General features: G+C 56.1%; 18 protein-coding genes and 3 tRNA genes. 1 reads left to right on the top strand and 20 read right to left on the bottom strand.

What is annotated here, in order from left to right; translation table 11 throughout:
* The 10 genes from VL003_RS01045 to cspE form a co-directional block, all read right to left on the bottom strand.
* Positions 1-140: GTP-binding protein (locus tag VL003_RS01045; RefSeq protein WP_325438696.1), on the bottom strand; the 140-nt coding region annotated here is incomplete at its 3' end.
* 46 nt (positions 141-186) lie between these two features.
* Positions 187-261: transfer RNA gene (locus tag VL003_RS01040), tRNA-Thr, on the bottom strand.
* 63 nt (positions 262-324) lie between these two features.
* A tRNA-Gly gene (locus tag VL003_RS01035) sits at positions 325-398 on the bottom strand.
* 137 nt (positions 399-535) lie between these two features.
* Positions 536-622, bottom strand: a tRNA-Tyr gene (locus tag VL003_RS01030).
* A gap of 40 nt (positions 623-662) precedes the next feature.
* Positions 663-1,649: an asparaginase gene (locus VL003_RS01025; protein WP_325438694.1), complete on the bottom strand. Its 987-nt coding sequence runs from the start codon at positions 1,647-1,649 to the stop codon at positions 663-665.
* A 4-nt stretch (positions 1,650-1,653) separates the two neighbouring features.
* Positions 1,654-2,574 (bottom strand): ParB/RepB/Spo0J family partition protein, encoded by a 921-nt coding sequence (locus VL003_RS01020; RefSeq protein ID WP_325438692.1) that lies wholly within the window; start codon positions 2,572-2,574, stop codon positions 1,654-1,656.
* A gap of 9 nt (positions 2,575-2,583) precedes the next feature.
* Entirely contained in the window at positions 2,584-3,417 is an 834-nt protein-coding gene (locus VL003_RS01015) for a ParA family protein (RefSeq protein WP_325438690.1), read from the bottom strand.
* Positions 3,414-4,070 carry a 16S rRNA (guanine(527)-N(7))-methyltransferase RsmG gene (gene rsmG, locus VL003_RS01010; protein WP_325438688.1) on the bottom strand — a complete coding sequence of 219 codons (657 nt, stop codon included), beginning with the start codon at positions 4,068-4,070 and terminating at the stop codon, positions 3,414-3,416. The genes VL003_RS01015 and rsmG overlap by 4 nt, the downstream gene beginning before the upstream one ends.
* Entirely contained in the window at positions 4,070-5,986 is a 1,917-nt protein-coding gene (gene mnmG, locus VL003_RS01005) for a tRNA uridine-5-carboxymethylaminomethyl(34) synthesis enzyme MnmG (RefSeq protein WP_325438686.1), read from the bottom strand. The genes rsmG and mnmG overlap by 1 nt, the downstream gene beginning before the upstream one ends.
* Before the next feature lie 517 nt (positions 5,987-6,503).
* A complete protein-coding gene (gene cspE, locus VL003_RS01000; protein WP_325438684.1) occupies positions 6,504-6,710 on the bottom strand; it encodes a transcription antiterminator/RNA stability regulator CspE in 207 nt (68 codons plus the stop codon).
* A 232-nt stretch (positions 6,711-6,942) separates the two neighbouring features.
* Here cspE and VL003_RS00995 point away from each other — a divergent pair, with 232 nt between their 5' ends.
* Positions 6,943-8,112: a methionine aminotransferase gene (locus VL003_RS00995; RefSeq protein ID WP_325438682.1), complete on the top strand. Its 1,170-nt coding sequence runs from the start codon at positions 6,943-6,945 to the stop codon at positions 8,110-8,112.
* Positions 8,113-8,590: 478 nt separating this feature from the next.
* Here the strand turns inward: VL003_RS00995 and VL003_RS00990 are convergent, their stop codons facing one another.
* The 10 genes from VL003_RS00990 to yidC all read right to left on the bottom strand — a co-directional run.
* Positions 8,591-9,643: a metallophosphoesterase gene (locus tag VL003_RS00990; RefSeq protein WP_325438679.1), complete on the bottom strand. Its 1,053-nt coding sequence runs from the start codon at positions 9,641-9,643 to the stop codon at positions 8,591-8,593.
* 339 nt (positions 9,644-9,982) lie between these two features.
* Positions 9,983-10,459, bottom strand: coding sequence for a MarR family winged helix-turn-helix transcriptional regulator (locus VL003_RS00985; protein ID WP_325438677.1), 477 nt, complete (start codon positions 10,457-10,459; stop codon positions 9,983-9,985).
* A complete protein-coding gene (locus VL003_RS00980) occupies positions 10,440-12,260 on the bottom strand; it encodes an acyl-CoA dehydrogenase C-terminal domain-containing protein (protein ID WP_325438676.1) in 1,821 nt (606 codons plus the stop codon). The genes VL003_RS00985 and VL003_RS00980 overlap by 20 nt, the downstream gene beginning before the upstream one ends.
* A 17-nt stretch (positions 12,261-12,277) precedes the next feature.
* Positions 12,278-13,042, bottom strand: a complete 765-nt coding sequence (locus tag VL003_RS00975; RefSeq protein ID WP_325438675.1) for an SDR family NAD(P)-dependent oxidoreductase — start codon at positions 13,040-13,042, stop codon at positions 12,278-12,280.
* 139 nt (positions 13,043-13,181) lie between these two features.
* Positions 13,182-13,976, bottom strand: a complete 795-nt coding sequence (locus VL003_RS00970) for a crotonase/enoyl-CoA hydratase family protein (protein ID WP_325438674.1) — start codon at positions 13,974-13,976, stop codon at positions 13,182-13,184.
* A 99-nt stretch (positions 13,977-14,075) separates the two neighbouring features.
* On the bottom strand, positions 14,076-14,783 hold the full coding sequence (locus tag VL003_RS00965; protein WP_325438672.1) for an ABC transporter ATP-binding protein: 708 nt from the start codon (positions 14,781-14,783) through the stop codon (positions 14,076-14,078).
* A complete protein-coding gene (locus VL003_RS00960) occupies positions 14,776-15,984 on the bottom strand; it encodes an ABC transporter permease (RefSeq protein ID WP_325438670.1) in 1,209 nt (402 codons plus the stop codon). The genes VL003_RS00965 and VL003_RS00960 overlap by 8 nt, the downstream gene beginning before the upstream one ends.
* A complete protein-coding gene (locus VL003_RS00955; protein ID WP_325438668.1) occupies positions 15,984-17,240 on the bottom strand; it encodes an efflux RND transporter periplasmic adaptor subunit in 1,257 nt (418 codons plus the stop codon). The genes VL003_RS00960 and VL003_RS00955 overlap by 1 nt, the downstream gene beginning before the upstream one ends.
* Positions 17,241-17,242: 2 nt before the next feature.
* The gene (mnmE, locus tag VL003_RS00950; RefSeq protein ID WP_325438667.1) at positions 17,243-18,691 is read right to left on the bottom strand and encodes a tRNA uridine-5-carboxymethylaminomethyl(34) synthesis GTPase MnmE; all 1,449 of its coding nucleotides are present in this window, start codon (positions 18,689-18,691) and stop codon (positions 17,243-17,245) included.
* Positions 18,692-18,950: 259 nt separating this feature from the next.
* On the bottom strand, positions 18,951-19,812 hold an 862-nt coding region (yidC, locus tag VL003_RS00945), incomplete at its 5' end, for a membrane protein insertase YidC (RefSeq protein WP_325438665.1).

Below are 19,812 nucleotides of genomic sequence, written 5' to 3'. Positions count from 1 at the left end.
CCCTTGGCGTCGCCCGTGCCGAACTCTTTGGCCAGCACCGTTGTGATCGCCGCCGTCAGCGTCGTTTTGCCGTGGTCAACGTGGCCGATCGTTCCTACGTTTACGTGCGGTTTAGTCCGCTCAAACTTACCTTTTGCCATGGCTGACTCCTGACTTTGGAATTAAGCAACAAAAATGAATGGTGAGTGGTGCCCATGACGCGGATCGAACGCGTGACCTCTCCCTTACCAAGGGAGTGCTCTACCACTGAGCCACATGGGCGTACTTCTTTCGTAAAAAACCCGCTTTATCAGGTTGCCCTAAAAAAGCGAGCCTTAAAAAAACTGGAGCGGGTGAAGGGAATCGAACCCTCGTCGTAAGCTTGGAAGGCTTCTGCTCTACCATTGAGCTACACCCGCAAGGGATTCCGTTCGTTCTCGCCGTTTTTTCCGGGGTTTTAATACCGCCAGCCTTGTTTCATGCTGGTTACCCAGTACCGTTGCTGCAACTGCCCATAACATGGTGCGGGTTGCCGGCCGGCCCTGCAGGTAAGCTCTGGTGGTGGGAGTTGGATTCGAACCAACGTAGACGCAAGGTCAACAGATTTACAGTCTGCCCCCTTTAACCACTCGGGCATCCCACCAAAAGAGAACCACGAATTATGATCCTTTTTTTAAGGCTTGTCAAACGCAAAGAAAAAGAGACTGCAGTTGGGTTGGGCTGGAACGCGCTTGTAAAGCAAATAGCAGTAGTACACGTGCTTTTTGTGGGTTTAGCCCACCCGCCGCAACAAAACCATGCGTGTCGTCGTCAACCTCGAGGTTGGGCAGCACGTGGCCCCTGGCCGTGCGTGTAGACCTAATCACTGTGGTGCCTTTTTTTACTGCCTCGCCCAATTGCTTCCATACCTGCTGGGATGCATTACCGTTACCGACGCCGGCAAGCACTATGCCGTCGGGCGCCGCGCCAACAACAGCCTGGACCAGGGCGGATTCCATTCCGCCATAGGCGTACAAAATGGGCACTACCGGCCAGTTCTCAGTTTGGTGGCCAGTGAACAGCCCACGTAATGCAGGGTTGCCGTTTTCGCGCCCTGCGTACACATGCAAGCCACCCTGGTTGATTCGCCCAAGCGGCCCCTGATTTCGGCTGCAGAACGCGCCAACACCCCCGGCTCGTTGCTTTTGTACTTCAACCGCATCGTACAGGGTTTGGTCCATGGCCACGCACACGCCCAGGCTTTTCGCCATGGGGCTGGCCGCCGCAGTAATGGCGGCGATCAAATTGGCCGGGCCGTCGGCACCCGGTACATGAGGTGGGTACATCGCGCCCGTAAGTATGACGGGCTTGGTTGCCTTAACAGCCAGATGAAGAAAAAAAGCGGTTTCTTCGAGGGTGTCGGTGCCATGGGTAATCACCACAGCGTCAACGGATTCGCTGCGCAAAAGTCGGGCGACCTCAGTTGCCAGAACCGACCAGAAAGCCGGGTCGACATCTTGGCTGCCTACGTTGGCGTGTGTCTGAACCGATACAGAAGCCAGCTTATGCACTTGGGGAACCGATTCCAGCAAGTGCTGCCCGGGTAATGAACCGGCCTGATAACTTAAGTTTTGTGTCGGCGCGCCCGCAATGGTGCCGCCGGTGGTAAGTACGACAACCCTTGGCAGCATAAAGCTAGGCGTCCATGACGCTGGCCATGCCCTGGCGCTCGAGCAAGGCGTTCAGGTGCTCCCAGTCGTGAAAATCAATAACCAGCTGCCCACGGTTGCGGGCGCCAACCTTGAGGGTTACACGTGTACCCAGATGGTCGGACAAGGCCTGCTCAAGACGCAAGGTGTCACCCGAGGGCGTGCTTCGAGTACGACGACCGGGTGTGCCGGCTTCTTCGTTTTCGCGCAGGTTTCTGGCGACCAGTTTTTCGGTTTCTCGTACCGACAGCCGACGGGCGATGATCTCGTTTGCCAGCAGTATCTGCTGTGCGGCGTCGGCCGCCAACAGCGCACGGGCATGACCCATGTCGATATCACCGGCCAGCAGCATGGTTTGCACGGGGTCGGTAAGATTAAGCAGTCGCAATAAATTACTGGTGGCTGAGCGCGAACGCCCTATGGCTTGCGAAGCTTGTTCATGGGTCAGTTCGAATTCGTCAAGCAGGCGCTTGACGCCCTGGGCTTCTTCAAGCGGGTTAAGGTCTTCGCGCTGGATGTTTTCGATAAGAGCCATAATGGCCGCGTTTTCGTCGGCCACCTCGCGCACCAGTACGGGTACTTCAGAAAGACCGGCAATTTGCGCAGCGCGAAAACGTCGCTCGCCTGCAATAATTTCGTATTTGCCGGCCTGGCTGAGCGGGCGAACCAGAATGGGCTGCATGATGCCCTGCGTGCGTATGGATTCGGCAAGCTCGTTTAAGGCGCCTTCGTCCATGCGGGTGCGCGGCTGGTACTTGCCTGCCTTAAGCGCCTTGATGCTTAAGCTGGTGGGTAACTGCGGCTCGGCAGCTTCGGCTTTGCTTCCGAGCGTGCCAATCACCGCGGCATCAGCGCCCAACAACGCGTCGAGCCCGCGGCCCAATCCTTTGGGTTTTCTTGTCGCCATAATGTGTCCTTACAGATTCGTCATTTGGGGAGGCCGGGCAACCGCGCGCAAAGCCTCTTTTTTTACCCGCTTGATCAGTTCTTCGCCAAATTCAATATACGCCTTGGCACCACGAGAAGCCTTGTCGTAAACAATGCCGGGCATGCCATGGCTGGGCGCCTCGGCCAGACGCACATTGCGCGGCACAATCGTTTTAAAGACCCTATCTCCGAAGTGGGATTCGATCTGGGCCGAGACCTGTTGCTGCAGCGTGACGCGCGCATCAAACATGACCCGCAGTAAACCAATGACCCGGAGTTCGGGATTAATGTTGTTATGCACGCGTTTAATGGTGTTGACCAGATCAGACAAGCCCTCGAGCGCAAAATACTCGCACTGCATGGGTATGATCACCCCATCGGCAGACGCGAGGCCGTTAAGGGTAAGCAACGAAAGCGTTGGCGGGCAGTCGATAAGAATAAAGTCGTAGTCGTCGCGAACCGCTGCAATGGCTCGCTTGAGCTGCATCTCGCGCTCGTCCATCTGAATGAGATCTATTTCGGCCCCGGAAAGCTCGCGGTTGGAAGGTAATACGTCGTAGCCGCCGCTTTCTGACCGGACACGTGTCGACGAAATATCTGTTTCGCCGATAAGCACCTGGTACAGGTTGCTTTGCAATTCATTTTTATTAATGCCACTACCCATCGTGGCATTGCCTTGAGGGTCGAGGTCGATAAGCAAGACCTTTTTATTTAGGGCCGCCAATGCAGCCGCCAAATTAATGGCCGTAGTGGTTTTGCCTACCCCCCCTTTTTGATTGGTAATGCAAAACACCTTCACGGTATCGGCAATGCTATGTGTCATGAGTTTCCTTGACGGCAGATCCAGACCAGGCAACGCTGCGCTTGTAATAGGGGCACGTTAAGTTGCTGAACAGATTGAACCTGCCATTCGCCCTGCAACTGCAGCGCTGTAATTTCTTCTTCAGGGTAGCGGCCTTTCATGGCAACCAACCTGCCCTTCGGCCCCACATGCCGACCAGCCAGTGTCGCAAAATCAAGCAGCGATGCAAAGGCCCGGGAAACCACTAGGTCGGCTTCAAGCAAAGGTAGTTCTTCTACCCGGCCGTGTACAGCCTTTAAATTCGGCAACCCCAAAACGCCTGATATCTGGCGCACAAAGGCCATTTTTTTTTCAACGGCATCGACGCAATGAATAGTCCACGTGGAACACGCCACAGCCAGAACCACACCCGGCAAGCCACCGCCTGAACCAATGTCGGCAATGGTGGCGCTTTGGTCGCCCAACGCCTCAGCAAAGGGCTTAACTACCGCCAGGCTATCGACCACATGCTGAACCAGCATCTGCTGGGGGTCGCGGATAGAAGTAAGATTGTAGGTTCTATTCCAACGCTGCATTTGCGCCAGATATTCCAACAACATCGCTTGCTGATCAGCCGACAAATCTAGCCCAAGGGCTTGCACGCTTTGGGCAAGCATCTGGTTCAACTCTGCCATTACGCTGCCCGTCGCCTGTGCTGATGGCGTTTAATGTGAATCAACAGCAAAGACACGGCAGCCGGGGTAATACCCGAAACACGGCTCGCCTGCCCTATGGTTTCGGGCTTGGCGGCTTTTAAACGCTGGCGCACTTCAATCGACAAACTGCTGATAGCGTCGTAATCCAGGTCCTCGGGTATGAGCTGACCTTCTTGGGCTGCCTGGCGCTTTACATCTTCTTGCTGTCGCGCCACGTAGCCGGCGTACTTGGTCTGAATCTCTACCTGCTCTGCAACCACATGGTCTTCAACCCCAGGGCCGGCCAATAACGTGCCGTCGCTATTTTCAAAGGCCATTAAGCGATCATAAGTAAGCTCCGGTCGCTTCAACAGGTCGAATAAAGAGTATTCGCGCTCTAGTGCCTTACCCAACAGTGCTTGAGCGGAATCCTTGTTCAAAATCTTGGGATTTACCCAAGTCGACTTAAGGCGCTGAATTTCTTGCTCTAACGCGTCGCGCTTTCTATTGAAAGCATCCCAACGGGCATCGTCGACCAAACCCATTTGTCGCCCTAACTCGGTCAACCGCAAGTCGGCGTTGTCTTCGCGCAAACTTAATCGGTACTCGGCACGCGAAGTAAACATGCGATAGGGCTCGGTTACGCCACGGGTAATCAGGTCATCTACCAGTACCCCCAAGTATGCTTCGCTGCGGCCAGGCGACCATGGCTCCAGGCCTTTTGCCTGACGAGCGGCATTCAGCCCTGCCAGCAGACCTTGCGCCGCAGCTTCTTCGTAACCTGTCGTACCGTTTATTTGCCCGGCAAAGAAAAGGCCGTGAATCGCCCGGGTTTCCAACGACGATTTCAATTCACGTGGATCAAAATAGTCATACTCAATGGCGTAACCCGGTCGCGTAATAATGGCCTGTTCCAGACCCGGCAGAGTACGCAACAAGGCCAGTTGAATATCGAACGGCAAACTGGTTGATACGCCGTTTGGGTAGATCTCGTTCGTCGTCAGTCCTTCGGGCTCCAGAAAAATCTGGTGGCTGGTTTTATCGGCAAACCGGTGAATCTTGTCTTCGATCGAGGGGCAATATCGGGGGCCGATGCCTTCGATTTCGCCCTGGTCGCTATACATGGGCGACCGGTCAAGCCCAGAACGGACAATGTCATGGGTTCTTTCGTTTGTATTGGTAACCCAGCATGGAAGCTGCTTGGGATGCAGCGCAACCGAGCCCATGTACGAGAACACAGGGATGGGATCAAGATCACCCGGTTGCGCTTCAGTACGAGAAAAATCGATACTTCGCGAATCGACCCTGGGAGGGGTTCCTGTTTTCAACCTTCCTTGCGGCAGTTTTAGCTCTTTAAGCCTTTGCCCCAACGTTATTGCTGGGGGGTCGCCTGCCCGCCCGCCCGAGTAGTTATTCAGGCCCACGTGGATCAGGCCGTTTAGGAACGTTCCGGCCGTAAGTACAACCGTCTTACCACGGAACTTCAGGCCCACCTGAGTTACGGCACCCACTACCTTGTCCCCTTCCAGCATCAGGTCATCTACCGCTTGCTGAAAGATCATGAGGTTCGGTTGGTTTTGTAGAATTTGGCGAATTGCTTGACGGTACAAAGACCGATCAGCTTGCGCACGGGTTGCTCTTACCGCCGGACCTTTAGAACGGTTTAGTACCCTAAACTGTATTCCAGCCAGGTCCGTGGCATACGCCATAGCGCCACCCAATGCGTCAACTTCCTTGACCAGATGGCCCTTACCTATTCCGCCGATAGAGGGATTACACGACATTTGCCCCAAGGTTTCCATATTATGGGTCAGCAGTAAGGTGGAGGCACCAGTACGCGCGGCGGCAAGAGCCGCCTCTGTACCGGCGTGGCCACCGCCGACCACAATCACATCGAACTCATCTGGGTAAATCATTTTCTGGGGCAGTAAAGAAGTAAGAGCCTAATTATACTTGCGAGGATGTGATGTTTCACGTGGAACAGAGGCGGGTGGTTTCACGTGAAACATTGATTGGACCAACTGCTGGATAAAAAGAGTCGTACTACGGTGGTCAACGCAGCGCCTAACACCTTGTGGATAACTTTGTGGGCAACTTGTGTATTGATGAATATTAGGAACCACATTGCGTGACACCAAACGCCTGTCTACAGGCGGAAGTAAAGGCAGCACAAATTTACGACTTACTGCAAACCCTAATAACCACCGGCGTTGCGAGCGGGGCGTGGCTCCCCTGGCCCATTATTACCAGAACAGCTTTTTGAACTACCTTGTAGTTCGGTGCGATTGATAGTTTCTGTGTATAAGTAGAGGCGCAAACATAGAAGTCACCACTATGTGTGCTGCGCACAACGCAAAACGCCCCCCACAAAACATGTGGAGGGCGCAAGCGTTAAACCCGCTATAACGAATTTAACGAATATTTTTTAGAGACTTATAGCGCGCGAATTTCGGATGCTTGCGGGCCTTTTGGGCCGTCTTTGACTTCGTACTCGACTTCCTGGCCTTCGTTCAGGCTACGGTAACCGCGACCCTCGATAGCAGAGAAATGTGCGAATACATCGGTACCCCCGTCGTCAGGAGTAATAAAGCCGAAACCTTTATCGGCGTTGAACCATTTGACTTTGCCCTTCTGAGCCATGTGTAGCGTTCCTAAAATTGAAGAAGATGCATAAAACCAAGAACGCCTACACCAACGAAAGCAATAGCTACCAGGTACTGCGAACAGGTTTACAAATGCAACGGCAAGCATAACCATAGCTACTTGGATTCACAAATAATAGTTTTCCCTAAGCCGCTATTTTTTATTCAATAACGCCGCTGTTTGAATAAGATAGTCATTTGACGAACGCTAACCAACAATAAGCAAAGCCATGACACTAACTTCCCGCTTGCCCAAGGTAGGCACCAACATTTTTACCCTAATGAGCCAGCTGGCTTCAGAACATAACGCCATTAACCTTGGCCAAGGGTTCCCTGACTTCACTCCCGACCCGCTGTTGCTGCGATTGGTAAACGATGCCATGCATGCGGGCTATAACCAGTATCCGCCTATGGCCGGCATACCAGCGTTACGCAAGCAGGTAGCTGAAAAGGTGGAGTCGTTGTACGGCCCCCAATACGACGAAACAAACGAAATTACCATTACCAGTGGCGCTACCGAAGCCTTAATGGCCAGTTTTTTAGCATTGGTTCATCCGAGCGACGAGGTAATTGTTATTGAGCCTTTTTACGACCTTTACATACCGGCAATCGAACTTGCCGGGGGTGTTCCTAAAGTGGTTTCGTTACTGGCACCAGACGACAGCAATGCGTACTACCGGGTTGATTGGCAACAGGTTGAAGATGCCATTACGGCCAAAACCCGCATGTTGGTGTTGAACTTTCCGCATAACCCCACCGGCATTGTTTTGAACGAAACTGACCTGAACACACTTGAAACATTGGTTGAACGATACGGCATATTACTGTTAAGCGACGAAGCTTACGAACATATTACTTTCGACGGAGTAAAACACTTAAGCATCTGCAGCCGCCCCAACTTGATAAAAAACACTGTAGTGGTGTTTTCGTTTGGCAAGACGTATCACATTACAGGCTGGAAAATCGGTTATTGCACTGCTGATGCGCCGATCATGGCCGAAATTCGAAAAGTCCATCAGTTTATGGTGTTTACCGTAAGCCACCCGGTTCAGGTTGCCGTGGCCCAATACATGGCAGACCCGCTTACCTACACCCAACTGGCACAATTTTACGAACAACGTCGCGATTACCTGTTTACAAATCTACAAAAAACACGATTCAGACCCCTACCAAGCCAAGGTACGTTTTTTCTATTGGCCGACTACAGCCAGGTTTCAGACCAGAACGAAACCGATTTTGCCAAATGGTTAACGGTAAACCACGGTGTCACGGCCATACCTCTTAGTGCTTTTTATCAAGACCCTTCGGCTAAAGAATCTAACCACAGTTTGATACGGCTTTGTTTTGCCAAAGAAAACCAAACGCTGGATCAAGCCATTGAACGCCTTGCTCACATCTAAGCGATAAACAAGCAATTTCTGAACTTCGTTTAATCGACCAGACGCAGTATACGACGACAAAGTTGCTTTAAGGGCGAATGCCAAATTTGGTGGTCGTGGCAAAAGCTGTGTCTTTAAAGTCAATAAGTTGTATTTATAAATGGTAGTAATAATGGGTGTTTGTGGATAACTGGCATATCTTGTAAAAGCCCTTAAGTTTCATTGGTTTAGGCCTGGTTTTTTAGTGGAATAACAGCATGGGTTTACAAGGATGGATTCTGGATAAGTTTGCGGGTTCGGCGCGAAGTGCTGCTTATACCCCATGCGTCCACAAATTATTCACAGGCGCCCCGCTCAGTAGTTATCCACAGGCAATTATGTTGTATCTTTTTGTAAATTACCGCGTAAAGTGGGTTGTACAACGTGCTTGCCGCCTATTATTCAATCCAAAAAAAATGCCCATGCAAGCATGGGCAAATAAATGCAGCGGGTCAGGTCGTTAGATGGTTGGAAGCATCTCGCCCGAATCAAACATCAGGGTGTTCTCGGGCCAACGCAAGGCCGCCAACCGAAAGCGCGAGTCTTCGATAGACCTACTGGCCTTCCGATCGCGCCAGCGCGCTCCTACCGAGTAATCAATACAAAAAACGTTGTGGCGCTTGCCATGCCAGGCATTGGGAGCGATGTCTTTGAATAGCTGTGTGTACCGCGGCATGTTGATGCTTTTAATGGGCTTGAACATGCGCCAGTAATGGCCGATAACCACCGGCACCGGCTCGTCGTAGTCGTCCCACCAATTGACCCTATCCGAGAAACGCCAGCGGTTACCGGCAAAAAATGGGGTGTCAGCCTGCACTTCTACGCCGGACGTAAGCACTTTAAGTGGGTTAACCATTTGCTGGGTCGCTTCGTACTCGGCGATGGAATACAGAAAAGGCGGGGGGTGTTTTTCGTCTTCAAGTTCAGCCGCCCATCGATCTTTTTCGCCCAGGTAGCGTTGATACAAACCCGATGCGTCTGCCATGGTTTGCGCGGCGTAGTCCCACATCTGGTATTGCTCGGTAACGTCGCCCAGTGACACCGATTCTATGGCCTGTATGGCGGTTTTGGTCCAGGCTGCATGGACAATACGGATGTCGTCCCGTACCAAGGCCACCGGCAGGCTGCCTAAAAATTCTTTGAATGCCTGGCGCTGTTCGGGTGGGGTTCGTTTGAACGGGGCGTAGTTCTTGAGGTCTTGCTGATGGCGTTCGTCAAAGAACCAGCCGGAACCGTCTTTGACGTCGTCGATCAGCAGATTGATCTCGTGGTTGCCCAATATGCAGCGAGCGTTGCCCGCTGCAACCAATTTCTGAACCAGTTGAACGACGCCGTGGCTGTCTGGGCCGCGGTCGATCAGGTCGCCGACAAACACCAGCAAGCGGTGTTGGGGGTGGTTGCCAAGGTCATCGTAACCCAGGTTTGCCAATAGGCGAACCAGGGCGGTAAGTTCCCCGTGGACGTCGCCGATGATGTCCAGGGGTCTGTCAGGAAGTTGTTGTACTAAGTGCATGTGGCGGAAGCATAACCGCTTTTGGCTGAAATTAGCAGCAAAATAAGCGCGGCTGGGCACCGGTCCATATGCGTATGTACCCGAGTACTTAAGCCGCTGCCGGAGCGGTGGGGTATAAATTGGGCGGAGCTCTGCGGTCTGGCTTTGCCAGACTACCCGCGTTGAGGGCCTTTGCGCGGGCGTCGGCAGAACTCGCCCTTTAGCCGCTTCGCGGCTACGGAGCTCACACAGGCTGCCGCCGACATCCCCCGCCCAAAGCCCCTCAACACGGCGCTCGCAACGCCCAATTTATACCCCACCGCTCCGGCAGCTTGCATATGAGTATGATGCCAGTCTGTACTAAGACTGAAAGATTTTGCTTAGTAGGGCGGTTAGTTGCTTGCGTTCGGATTCGGTCAAAGCGGGGGTGGCGTCGGCCCTGGTGGCAACCACTTCGGCTTTTACGCACAGTTCGCGCCCTTCTGGGGTCAAGGTCAGGATTTGCGAGCGACGGTCGTTGGGGTTGCGCGTACGGGCGATCAGGCCATCAGACTGCATTTTGTCGAGCAGGGTGGCCAGATTGGGTGGTGACACCCTTATGGTTTGCCCCAAACGTTTTTGATTGATGCTGGGGTTGCTGTTAATAAGCGAAAGCACGGTGTATTCAACCGGCCGAAGCTGCAGCTTGCCCAGCTGCTTTTTTATGTTTGGCACTATCTGCAAATAGGCCTGCAAGCAGCAGTAGCCCACCGACTGCAGCAAAACACCTTGGTCGATAGACTCTGCCGGCAGGGGCTCCAGGGGGCTGCTCAGGTGGTCAGGGTTTAGGTTCGGCATACTGGTGCATGACATCAGCAAGCAGCTGAATGCTTTGGCCACTTGCCGAGCTTTCAATGACGTTATCTACGACACGAAGCAATTGTGTGGTTTCGGGCAGAATAAAGTCGTAATAGTACTTGGCGGTGTCTTGTTTGGCCTGGTAAAAAGCGGGGTCTTCTTGCAATTTACGGCGCGACACTGCGGCGGCGCGCAGCCATAGCCAGGCAATGGTGCAATGTCCGACCAGGCGAAGCATTTCGGGGGCAATCTGGTGGGGCAGTTCGGGGTTAGTGGTTGCGGCCTGGCCAATCTGGGTGGTGCACCGGCGAATATCTTTTACCAGCGCTGCCAGGGTTTGGGCGCGGCCTTGCATGGGGCCATTTTGCTCTTGCGATATGTCTGCTTCAATTTGGACAAAAAGTTGTTCCAGGCGTTTGCCGCCGTCGGCCAATACTTTGCGCAACAACAGGTCGACGGCCTGAATTTCATTCGTGCCTTCGTAGATCATGGCAATACGCGAGTCTCGCAGGTATTGCTCAATGCCTGTTTCGGTAATAAAGCCGTGTCCGCCGTAAATTTGCAGGGCCTGGCTAGAGCCATAAAACCCCTGGTCCGTCATCATTGACTTGATGATAGGGGTTAACAGCGCCAGTTGGGCGTCCATGTCGGCGCGGGTTTCAGGGTCTGGGTGATGCTCGGCCTTGTCCAGCGACAGGGCGCTGTAATACGCCAGCATCCGAAAGCCCTCAACATAAGCGCGCTGGGTCATCAACAGGCGTTGCATGGCCGGATGCATGATGATCGGGTCGGCAGGCTCGTTGCGACGTTGGGCGGGCCTTACCGCGGCACGCATCTGCAGGCGCTCTTGGGCGTAGGTCAATGAGTTTTGATACGCGGTTTCAGCGGTGCCCAGGCCCTGTATGCCCACGCTTAACCTCGCCGCGTTCATCATCACAAACATGGCGGCCAACCCACGGTGGGGTTCGCCCACCAACCAGCCCACGGCATCGTCAAACTGCAAGCTGCTGGTGGCGCTGCCATGAATGCCCATCTTGTGTTCGATGCCCGTGCAACTGACGGCGTTGTGTGCTCCCAGTGCGTCGCCTTCGGGCAAGAATTTGGGCACGACAAACAGAGAGATTCCCTTGCTTCCCGCGGGCGCGTCGGGCAGGCGCGCCAGCACCAGATGCACGATGTTTTCAGTGAGGTCTTGTTCGCCGCCCGAGATAAAAATTTTGCTGCCGGTGATGCGATAGCTGCCGTCTTGCTGTGGAACCGCTTTGGTTCGCAACAGGCCAAGGTCGCTGCCGGCCTGAGCTTCGGTCAGGCACATGGTTGCCAGCCACTCGCCGCTGACGATACGCGGCAAGTAACGCTGCTTCAGGTCTTCACTGGCATGCTTGTGCATGCAGGCATAGGCGCCGTGCAGCAGCCCGGGGTACATCGTCCATGCATGGTTCGACGAACTCAGCATTTCGTACAACACACTGTTTAGCGTGTTGGGCAGGCCTTGCCCGCCGTAATTCGGGTCGCAGGCCAGCGCGGGCCAGCCCGCTTCCTGAAATTGCTTATAAGCCTGAGCAAACCCCGTAGGGGTTGTGACCCTGCCGTTCTCGTAGCGGCAGCCTTCGCGGTCGCCGACGGCATTCAAGGGAAACAGCACTTCAGAAGCAAAGCGACCGGCCTCTTCGGCCACCTGCATCATCAAGTCTTCATCGACTTCGGCAAACGGCGGCAGTGTCGCCAGGGTGCCGGATGCGTCCAGAAGGTCGGACAGCACAAAGCGAATGTCTTTAAGCGGAGGCTGGTACGAGAACATAAGGTGGTTCCTGTGGATCAGCGAGGAGGCAGGCGCAGCGCGCCGTCCAGACGGATGACCTCGCCATTGAGCGAGAGGTTATTGACAATGTGTACCGCAAGCTGGGCAAATTCAGAAGGCTTGCCCAGACGCCTGGGAAACGGAATGGTCGATGCCAGCGATTGCTGAACTTCTTCGGGTAACTGATACAGCAAGGGGGTAAGGAACAGGCCGGGTGCGATGGTCATGACACGTACACCGAACTGCGCCAGGTCGCGCGCCAGCGGCAAGGTCATGGACGCCAGCGCCCCTTTTGACGCCGCATAGGCGGCTTGGCCGATCTGGCCGTCGTAAGCGGCCACCGATGAAGTACAAATAATGACACCGCGTTCTTCGTCGGCCAGCGGCTCTAGCGCCAGCATGCGCGCTGCGGCCAGGCGCATGACGTTGAAGGTGCCGATCAGATTAACGTTGATGATGCCGCTGAAGTGTTCAAGCGGCATGGCCGTGCCGTCTTTACCCACCAACCGCTTTGCCCCACCCACGCCTGCACAGTTAACCAAGATGCGTGCCGGGCCCAAGGCCTTGGCCGCTGCGTCAAGTGCCTTCTCGACGCTTTCGGTGTTGGTAATGTCGCAAGCCAGGCCTACGCCGCCCACTTCTTTGGCCAGCTCAAGCGCGGCTTGCTCGTTCAGGTCAAGTATGGCTACTTTGGCGCCGGCGGCCGCCAGCTGGCGCACGGTTTCAGCGCCTAGTCCCGAGGCACCGCCGGTAACGAGCGCGGTCTGTCCTTGAATATCCATGTATTCACCTTTGTCGTTGTAGTGGCGAATCGAGCCTGGACGTCAGGAGTGCAAGCTTATGCAGATTCGCCAGGTTGTTGGTTGCGTGGGGCGTATTGCAAGCCCCCGTTTCATGCAGTGCCGAACACTGCTTGCGGCTTTACAGATCAGGCTTGAACTTGACCTTGTTTTTCTTGCCTTCTAGAAACTGAGCAAGCAGATCCAGCGTGGCCGGATCGGTTTGCGCCACGGCGGCCATCAGCGATTCGGTCGCCAGGCCGTCGTGTATGGACTGGTCGGCAATGCGGGGCAACAGGTGCATGACACCATAGTTGGTCATGGAGGCATTGGTGGCGATGCTTTCGGCCAGTTCCATGGCTTTGGCCAGACCCTGTCCGGCACCCACGGTGTAGTGCGAAATGCCCACCTGCTGGCCTTCTTGCGCGTCAAGTACGCGCCCGGTCAGCATCATGTCGGTCATGCGCGACACACCGATAAGGCGGGTAATGCGTACCGAGCCGCCACCGCCCACAAACAGGCCGCGCTTGCCTTCGGGCAGCGCATAAAAGCTGGATTCTTCAGCGACTCGTACGTGTGCCGACGAGGCGAGCTCGAGGCCGCCGCCTACTACGGCACCGTGCAGCACGGCAATGACCGGGGCGCGGCCAAATTGAATTTGCTCGAACGCCGCGTGCCAGCTGCGTGAATGCATGACTGATTCGGGCACCGTATGAGCGGTAACGCCAGACAGATCGAGCCCGGCGCAGAAGTGTTCGCCCTTGCCATACAGAACAATGGCTTTTACCGTTTCAGGCATGGATTCAAAGCATTCTTTAATGGCTTTGACCAGCTCGTCGTTCAAGGCGTTTCGCTTTTCAGGGCGATTGATACCCACTTGGGCGACGGAACCGATAAATTCAACGTGAAGCAAAGGAGATTGGCCGGGCTGACTCATAAAGGAATGCTCTCAATAATAGTTATAAAACATAACTGTTATTGATTATAAATAAATTCGGTGCGAGTGCAACTAGGGGAAGCCCGAGGGGTTCACGTTTCAGACCAGTTCGGTTTCGATCCTGCCGTCGATAAGATTGATGGTGCGGTCGCATTGCTCTGACATGCGTGGGTCGTGTGTCACCAGCAGCACGGCGCAGCCGAACTCGTCGTTGAACTGCCGAAATAGCTTGAACACATCGCCGGCCGACTTGCTGTCCAGATTACCCGTGGGCTCGTCGGCCAGCAACAATGCAGGACGATTCACCAAGGCGCGAGCCACGGCGACCCGCTGCTGCTGGCCACCCGACAATTGATCGGACTTGCGGTGTTCCATTCCAGCCAGACCAACACGTGACAGCAAGCTGCGAGCCAGGTCAAGTTGTTGTTGGCTGGGCTGACCGCCTCGCACCAGTAGCGGCATCAGTACGTTCTCGATCGCGGTAAATGCCTGGATAAGATGGTGAAACTGAAATACGAAGCCGATGGCATTGCCACGCAGCGCCGTGCGCCCCGCGTCATCCATTTGGCGGGTCGGCTCGCCCAGAAGAAAAAGCTCACCGGATGTAGGGCGGTCAAGCAAGCCGATGATATTGAGCAAGGTGCTTTTTCCAGACCCCGAAGCACCCACCAGGGCGGCAAAATCGCTGCGCCGCAGGGCAAGATCAATGCCGTGCAGCACTTCGATTTCGGTGGGCTTGCCCACGTTATAACTTTTGCATATGCCTTCCAGGCGTAGAACTTCCTGGGTGCTGTCAGGCTTAGACATGGCGTATGGCCTCTACGGGGTCCAGTAATGCGGCTCGTCTGGCCGGTACAACGGCGGCCAGTATGCCGGTAATGGTTGCCAGGCTGACGGCTGCCAGCAACAGGCCGGCTTCCATGGGCACCGCAAACAGCCTGGGGCCAAAGGTGTTGAAGGTTGCCACCAACCCGTATCCGGCCAAGCCGCCGGGTATGGAACCGGCCAGCCCGTATAGCGCCCCTTGTATCAAAAACACGCGAAGCACCTGCTGTCGGGTAGTACCCATGGCCCGTAATATGCCGATCTCGCGGGTGCGTTGCACCACACTTACCGAGAGCACGCTGGCAATGCCCAGGGCAACGCTCAGGGCAACGAAGATGCTGATCATGCGGGTAGTCAGACGCTGGGCGCTCAGGGCGTTCATCAGCTGCGCATTCGTTTCCATCCAGCTTTCCGCTTTAAGGCCCGAGAGTCGGGCGATGCGTTCGGCAATTGTCTGTGCGTTGAAAATTTCATCGACTGTCACGTCGATGACGGTGGCCGCGCCGGGCAGATCAAGCAGTGATTGAGCCTGCTTCATATCCAGGTAAACGTAACGTGTATCAAGCTCGCGCACGCCCAGCTCGAAAATGCCGGCAACATTGACCACGGCCTCGCGTTGCTGGCCGCCATCGAGCCGCAGCTTGTCACCCGCGCGCAGCCCCATCTCGGTGGCCAGTTGCCGCCCGATCAGTGCATCGCCTGCACCGATACGGAAAACGCCTTCGTCCATGGCCTCTTGTAGTTTGACGATGCGTTGGTAGCGCACCGGGTCGATGCCTAAAAGGGCCACGGATTGCAGTGCATCGCCCCGGCGAGCGAAGGCGGGGCCCGAAATGACAGGCGAAACGGCCGTAATGTGAGCTTGCCGGTCGAGCAGGTCGCGCACCTGCTGCCAGTTGTTGATGGATTTAAGGCGCTGGGCGCGCTTGTCTTCCAGCGTCAGCTGGGCTGTTCCTGGGGGTGGTGCAACCACAATATTGCGCTGGTCGGCAGGCAACACCCGGATGTGTGCTTGTGTACCCAGGGTGCGTTGTATGGTGTTCTTTTGCAGGCCGTTGATCAATGCGGTTAAAAAAACAATAACCGCTACCCCCAGGCCTATACCCACCAATATCAACATAGTCTGCGCCTTGCCTTCTCGCAGGAATTTCGTCGCAATGGTCCATTCCGTATAGATAGCCATCAGTTGAAAGGCACCGGCAGCTCGTTACGGGTCGACCCGTCGGGTTTGGCGGGGTCTTCAGCCCGCAGTGGTGGCGCAGCTGTAACCGTCTCGAAAGCAAGCACCTGTACTCGTACCGGGTCGCCCTCGTGGACATCCGGGCGAGCTTGGGCCAGTACACGATCACCGTCTTGCAAACCGGAGACAACCTCGGTGGCCGCCAGCCCTCGCAGCCCCAGTTGAACTGGGTGGCGTGTAGCCCGGCCGTCGACCACCAACCAGACCATGGCCTGATCTGCGTTGACTGAATGCAGGGCGTCATTGGGGACCACGATTGCGCTGTCGCGACGACCGGTTTCAATGTTGACCGAGACAGTCATGTCTTCGCGAAGAAACTGGGGGCTTTCGGGCACGGCAAGACGAACATCGACGGTACCTCGTGACGGGTCGACACCTGGCGCGATGAAGTCGACCCTGGCGGCAAAGGGGCGGTTCGGGTAAGCGTCGGCGATGCACAGCGCAGGCTGGCCCAGCGCCAGCACTTCCAGATTCTTTTCATCCAGCGGCACCAGCACCTCGGTGGCCCCGTCATGGACAATTTCAAACAAAACTCGGCTGGGCTGAACCAGATCACCCGGCTCGGCGTTGCGGGTAAGCACGGTTCCGGCCGCCTGGGCACGAATATTGGTTTTGGCCAGTTGCGCCTGGGCGCTGGCCAGGCGGGCGCGAGCGAGCAGTTCGCCCGCGTTGCCTGCGACCAATGACTGGGCCTCAAGCCGTGCCTGTTCGGCCGCTGCACGAGCGGCCGCCTCGGCTTGTTCGGCCCGCTCCAGTTCTTCGCGCGGAATGGCGCGCTGTTGATACAGCGAACGCCGACGTCGGACCTCTCGACTGGCTTGAGCCAAGGCCACTTCCGCCTCGCGAACAGAGGCCTGGGCCTGGGGCAACGAAGACTGCTGCAACCTGGTCAGCTCGGCCTCTGCCTGGTTTACTGCGGCTTCCAGATCGTCAGCCCGCAATACGGCCAATAGATCGCCTGCTTGTACCCGGTCACCCTCGCGCACATAGCGCTTAAGCACCACACCGGTAACCTCGCTGCCCACCAGTGCTCGAGACAAGGCCGCGACCCGGCCTGTGGCCACCACCGTCTGCACCAGTGGCTGGGCGGAAATTTCGTAGCCGGGCAGTAACGGCCCACGAAGTTTTAGCACCGCAAACCCTGCCAGAGCGACCAAGAGCAGGCATGCGCTGGCAAGGAGGATAGGTCGGCGCTTCACGGTCACTTCCCAATACAAAAACTGGAAAAAATCTCGCCCAGCAGATCGTCGCTGGTGAATTGCCCGGTGATGGCGCATAGCTCGTCGTGCGCCAGCCGCAGCTCTTCGGCGAATAAATCGAGCACATTGTCGGCGTGGCCGGCGTGTTCGTCGGCGAGGGCCAGGTGCTCGGCGGCGTTGCGCAGCGCGATCAGGTGGCGTTCCCGGGCCAGCCAGGGTGATTCGGCGCCGGGGTTCCAGCCGGCGATATCGAGCAGTTTTTGGCGCAGCTCATCAAGGCCCTGGCCTTTCTTGGCAGAGATGGCCAGCACCGAAACATGGGGCGTGGCACCGAGCGTTTCCTTGGTCGCAAGGCCGGGGGCGGCCTGGTCTTCTTCGCCCGATATCGTGTTTGCTGCCCGGGCCGGGCCGCCGGTGTGTTCCGTGGGCAAGAGATCGATCTTGTTGTACACCTCGAGCACCGGGGTGCGTGCGGGAAGACGCCGGGTAATGGCAACGTCGAGCTCGCCCGACGGGTCGCGGGCGTCTTTCAGATGAATGATGACATCGGCCTTTTCAATCTCGGCCCAGCTGCGGGCAATGCCGATGGTTTCCACCGTGTCTTCGGTTTCACGCAGCCCCGCCGTGTCGACGATATGCAGCGGTACCCCTTGTATATGTATTTGTTGCACCACGCGGTCGCGTGTGGTGCCGGCAATGGGTGTGACGATGGCCACTTCGTCGCCGGCCAGGGCGTTCAGCAGACTGGATTTGCCCACGTTGGGCTGGCCGGCCAGCACCACGTGCAGGCCTTCGCGCAATATCATGCCTTGCCGCGCCTGACGCACCAGCTCGGCAAGCTGCCCGCGAATGTCAGTCAAGGTATCGCGGGCCTGGTATTTTTCCAGAAAATCGATTTCTTCTTCGGGAAAGTCGAGCGTGGCTTCGACCAGCATGCGCAGGTGCACGATACGATCGTTCAATGCATTGACGTGCTGCGAAAACGCACCGCTCAGCGAAGCCATGGCGCTGCGCGCAGCCGCTTCGGAAGAAGCGTCGATCAGGTCGGCCACCGCTTCGGCCTGGGCCAGATCCAGCCGCTCGTTCAAAAAGGCGCGCTGGGTGAACTCGCCTGGTTGAGCATGGCGCAAGCCGTCTTCGTGTCCGGCCTCAAGGCAACGCTCGAGCAGGCGTCGCAACACCGCTGGGCCGCCATGGCCTTGAAGTTCCAGCACGTCTTCACCGGTGTACGAATTAGGCCCCTTAAAAAATAAGACGATGCCCGCATCAATGGCCTGGCCTTGTGCGTCGTTGAAAGGCAGGTAATGCGCGTGTCTGGGCGTAAGGGCGGTGTCAAACAATCGCCCGACAATGGGCGCCAGGTTGGGCCCCGAGATGCGTACTACGCCGATGCCGCCCCGACCGGGAGCGGTAGCGATGGCGACAATGGGCTGTTGCGAAGATGCGGCCATGGAAATATGCGGGTCTTTAAACACCGTTGTGTTGAAACGATTGTAGGCGCGCCCCAGCTTTGGCGCGCTTAGCCCTCATAATGCCATATTCAGCCCGGTATTAACCCAGTGCTTCAATCAGAGGCAACCGCTTGGCTGCGAGACAAAAAACCCCTTGTTCCTGCCGTTTCGTTGAAACACGGTTCACGAAACACCAGATACAAGGGGTTCTTTATTTCGGGTGCGGCAGGCCGAACGTGGTCGGCCGCAGCCACTGCTACTAGCGTTTTGCGGCAGCCGTTTCTTTGTCGAGCTTATGCATGATGTAGCGCTGCTGGGCAATGGAAACGGCGTTGTTCACGCACCAGTACAGCACCAGGCCGGCCGGGAAGAAGAACATCATTCCACCAAACACCAGCGGCATGATCATCATGATGCGCGCCTGCATCGGGTCGGGCGGCGTGGGGTTGAGCTTGATCTGCAGGAACATGGTGCCCATCATGATCGCGGGCAAGATGAACCAATGGTCGGGCGCGGCCAGGTCGGTAATCCATAGTATCCAGGGCGCGCCGCGCATTTCAACACTGCCCAGCAGCACCCAGTACAGCGAAATGAACACTGGAATCTGCACCACCATGGGCAGGCAGCCGCCCAATGGATTGATTTTTTCGGTACGGTACATCTCCATCATGGCCGTATTGAGCTTGGCGCGGTCGTCGCCGAACTTTTCGCGCAGGGCCTGAAGACGCGGCGTAACCAGCTTCATTTTGGCCATTGAGCGGTAGCTGGCGGCCGACAGCGGGTAAAACACCAGCTTGATCAACAGCGTCAGCAGCACAATGGTCCAGCCCCAGTTGCCCACGAACCCGTGCAGCCAGGTCATGAGCTTGAACAAGGGTTTGGCAATAATGGTCAGGAAGCCATAGTCAACCACCACATCAAGCCCCGGCGCTACGGCCTGCATGGCTTGCTGGTCTTGCGGCCCCAGCCAGAGCTGGCTGTCGATGGCCTGATTCTGGCCGGGTTCGATGGTGCCAATCGACTGAATCGTGCGAACCGAATACAGGTTGTCGGACACGCGCAGCACTTCGTTGTGCCTAATGCGGTCTTCAACCGGCACCCAGGCGCTGGCAAAGTAATGC

Origin of the sequence: Pusillimonas sp., assembly GCF_035515275.1 — a bacterium.
In the GTDB taxonomy this organism is placed as follows: Bacteria; Pseudomonadota; Gammaproteobacteria; order Burkholderiales; family Burkholderiaceae_B; genus Pusillimonas.
Note: the sequence above shows the minus strand (reverse complement) of the source record. Positions and strands in the feature narration are given on the sequence as shown.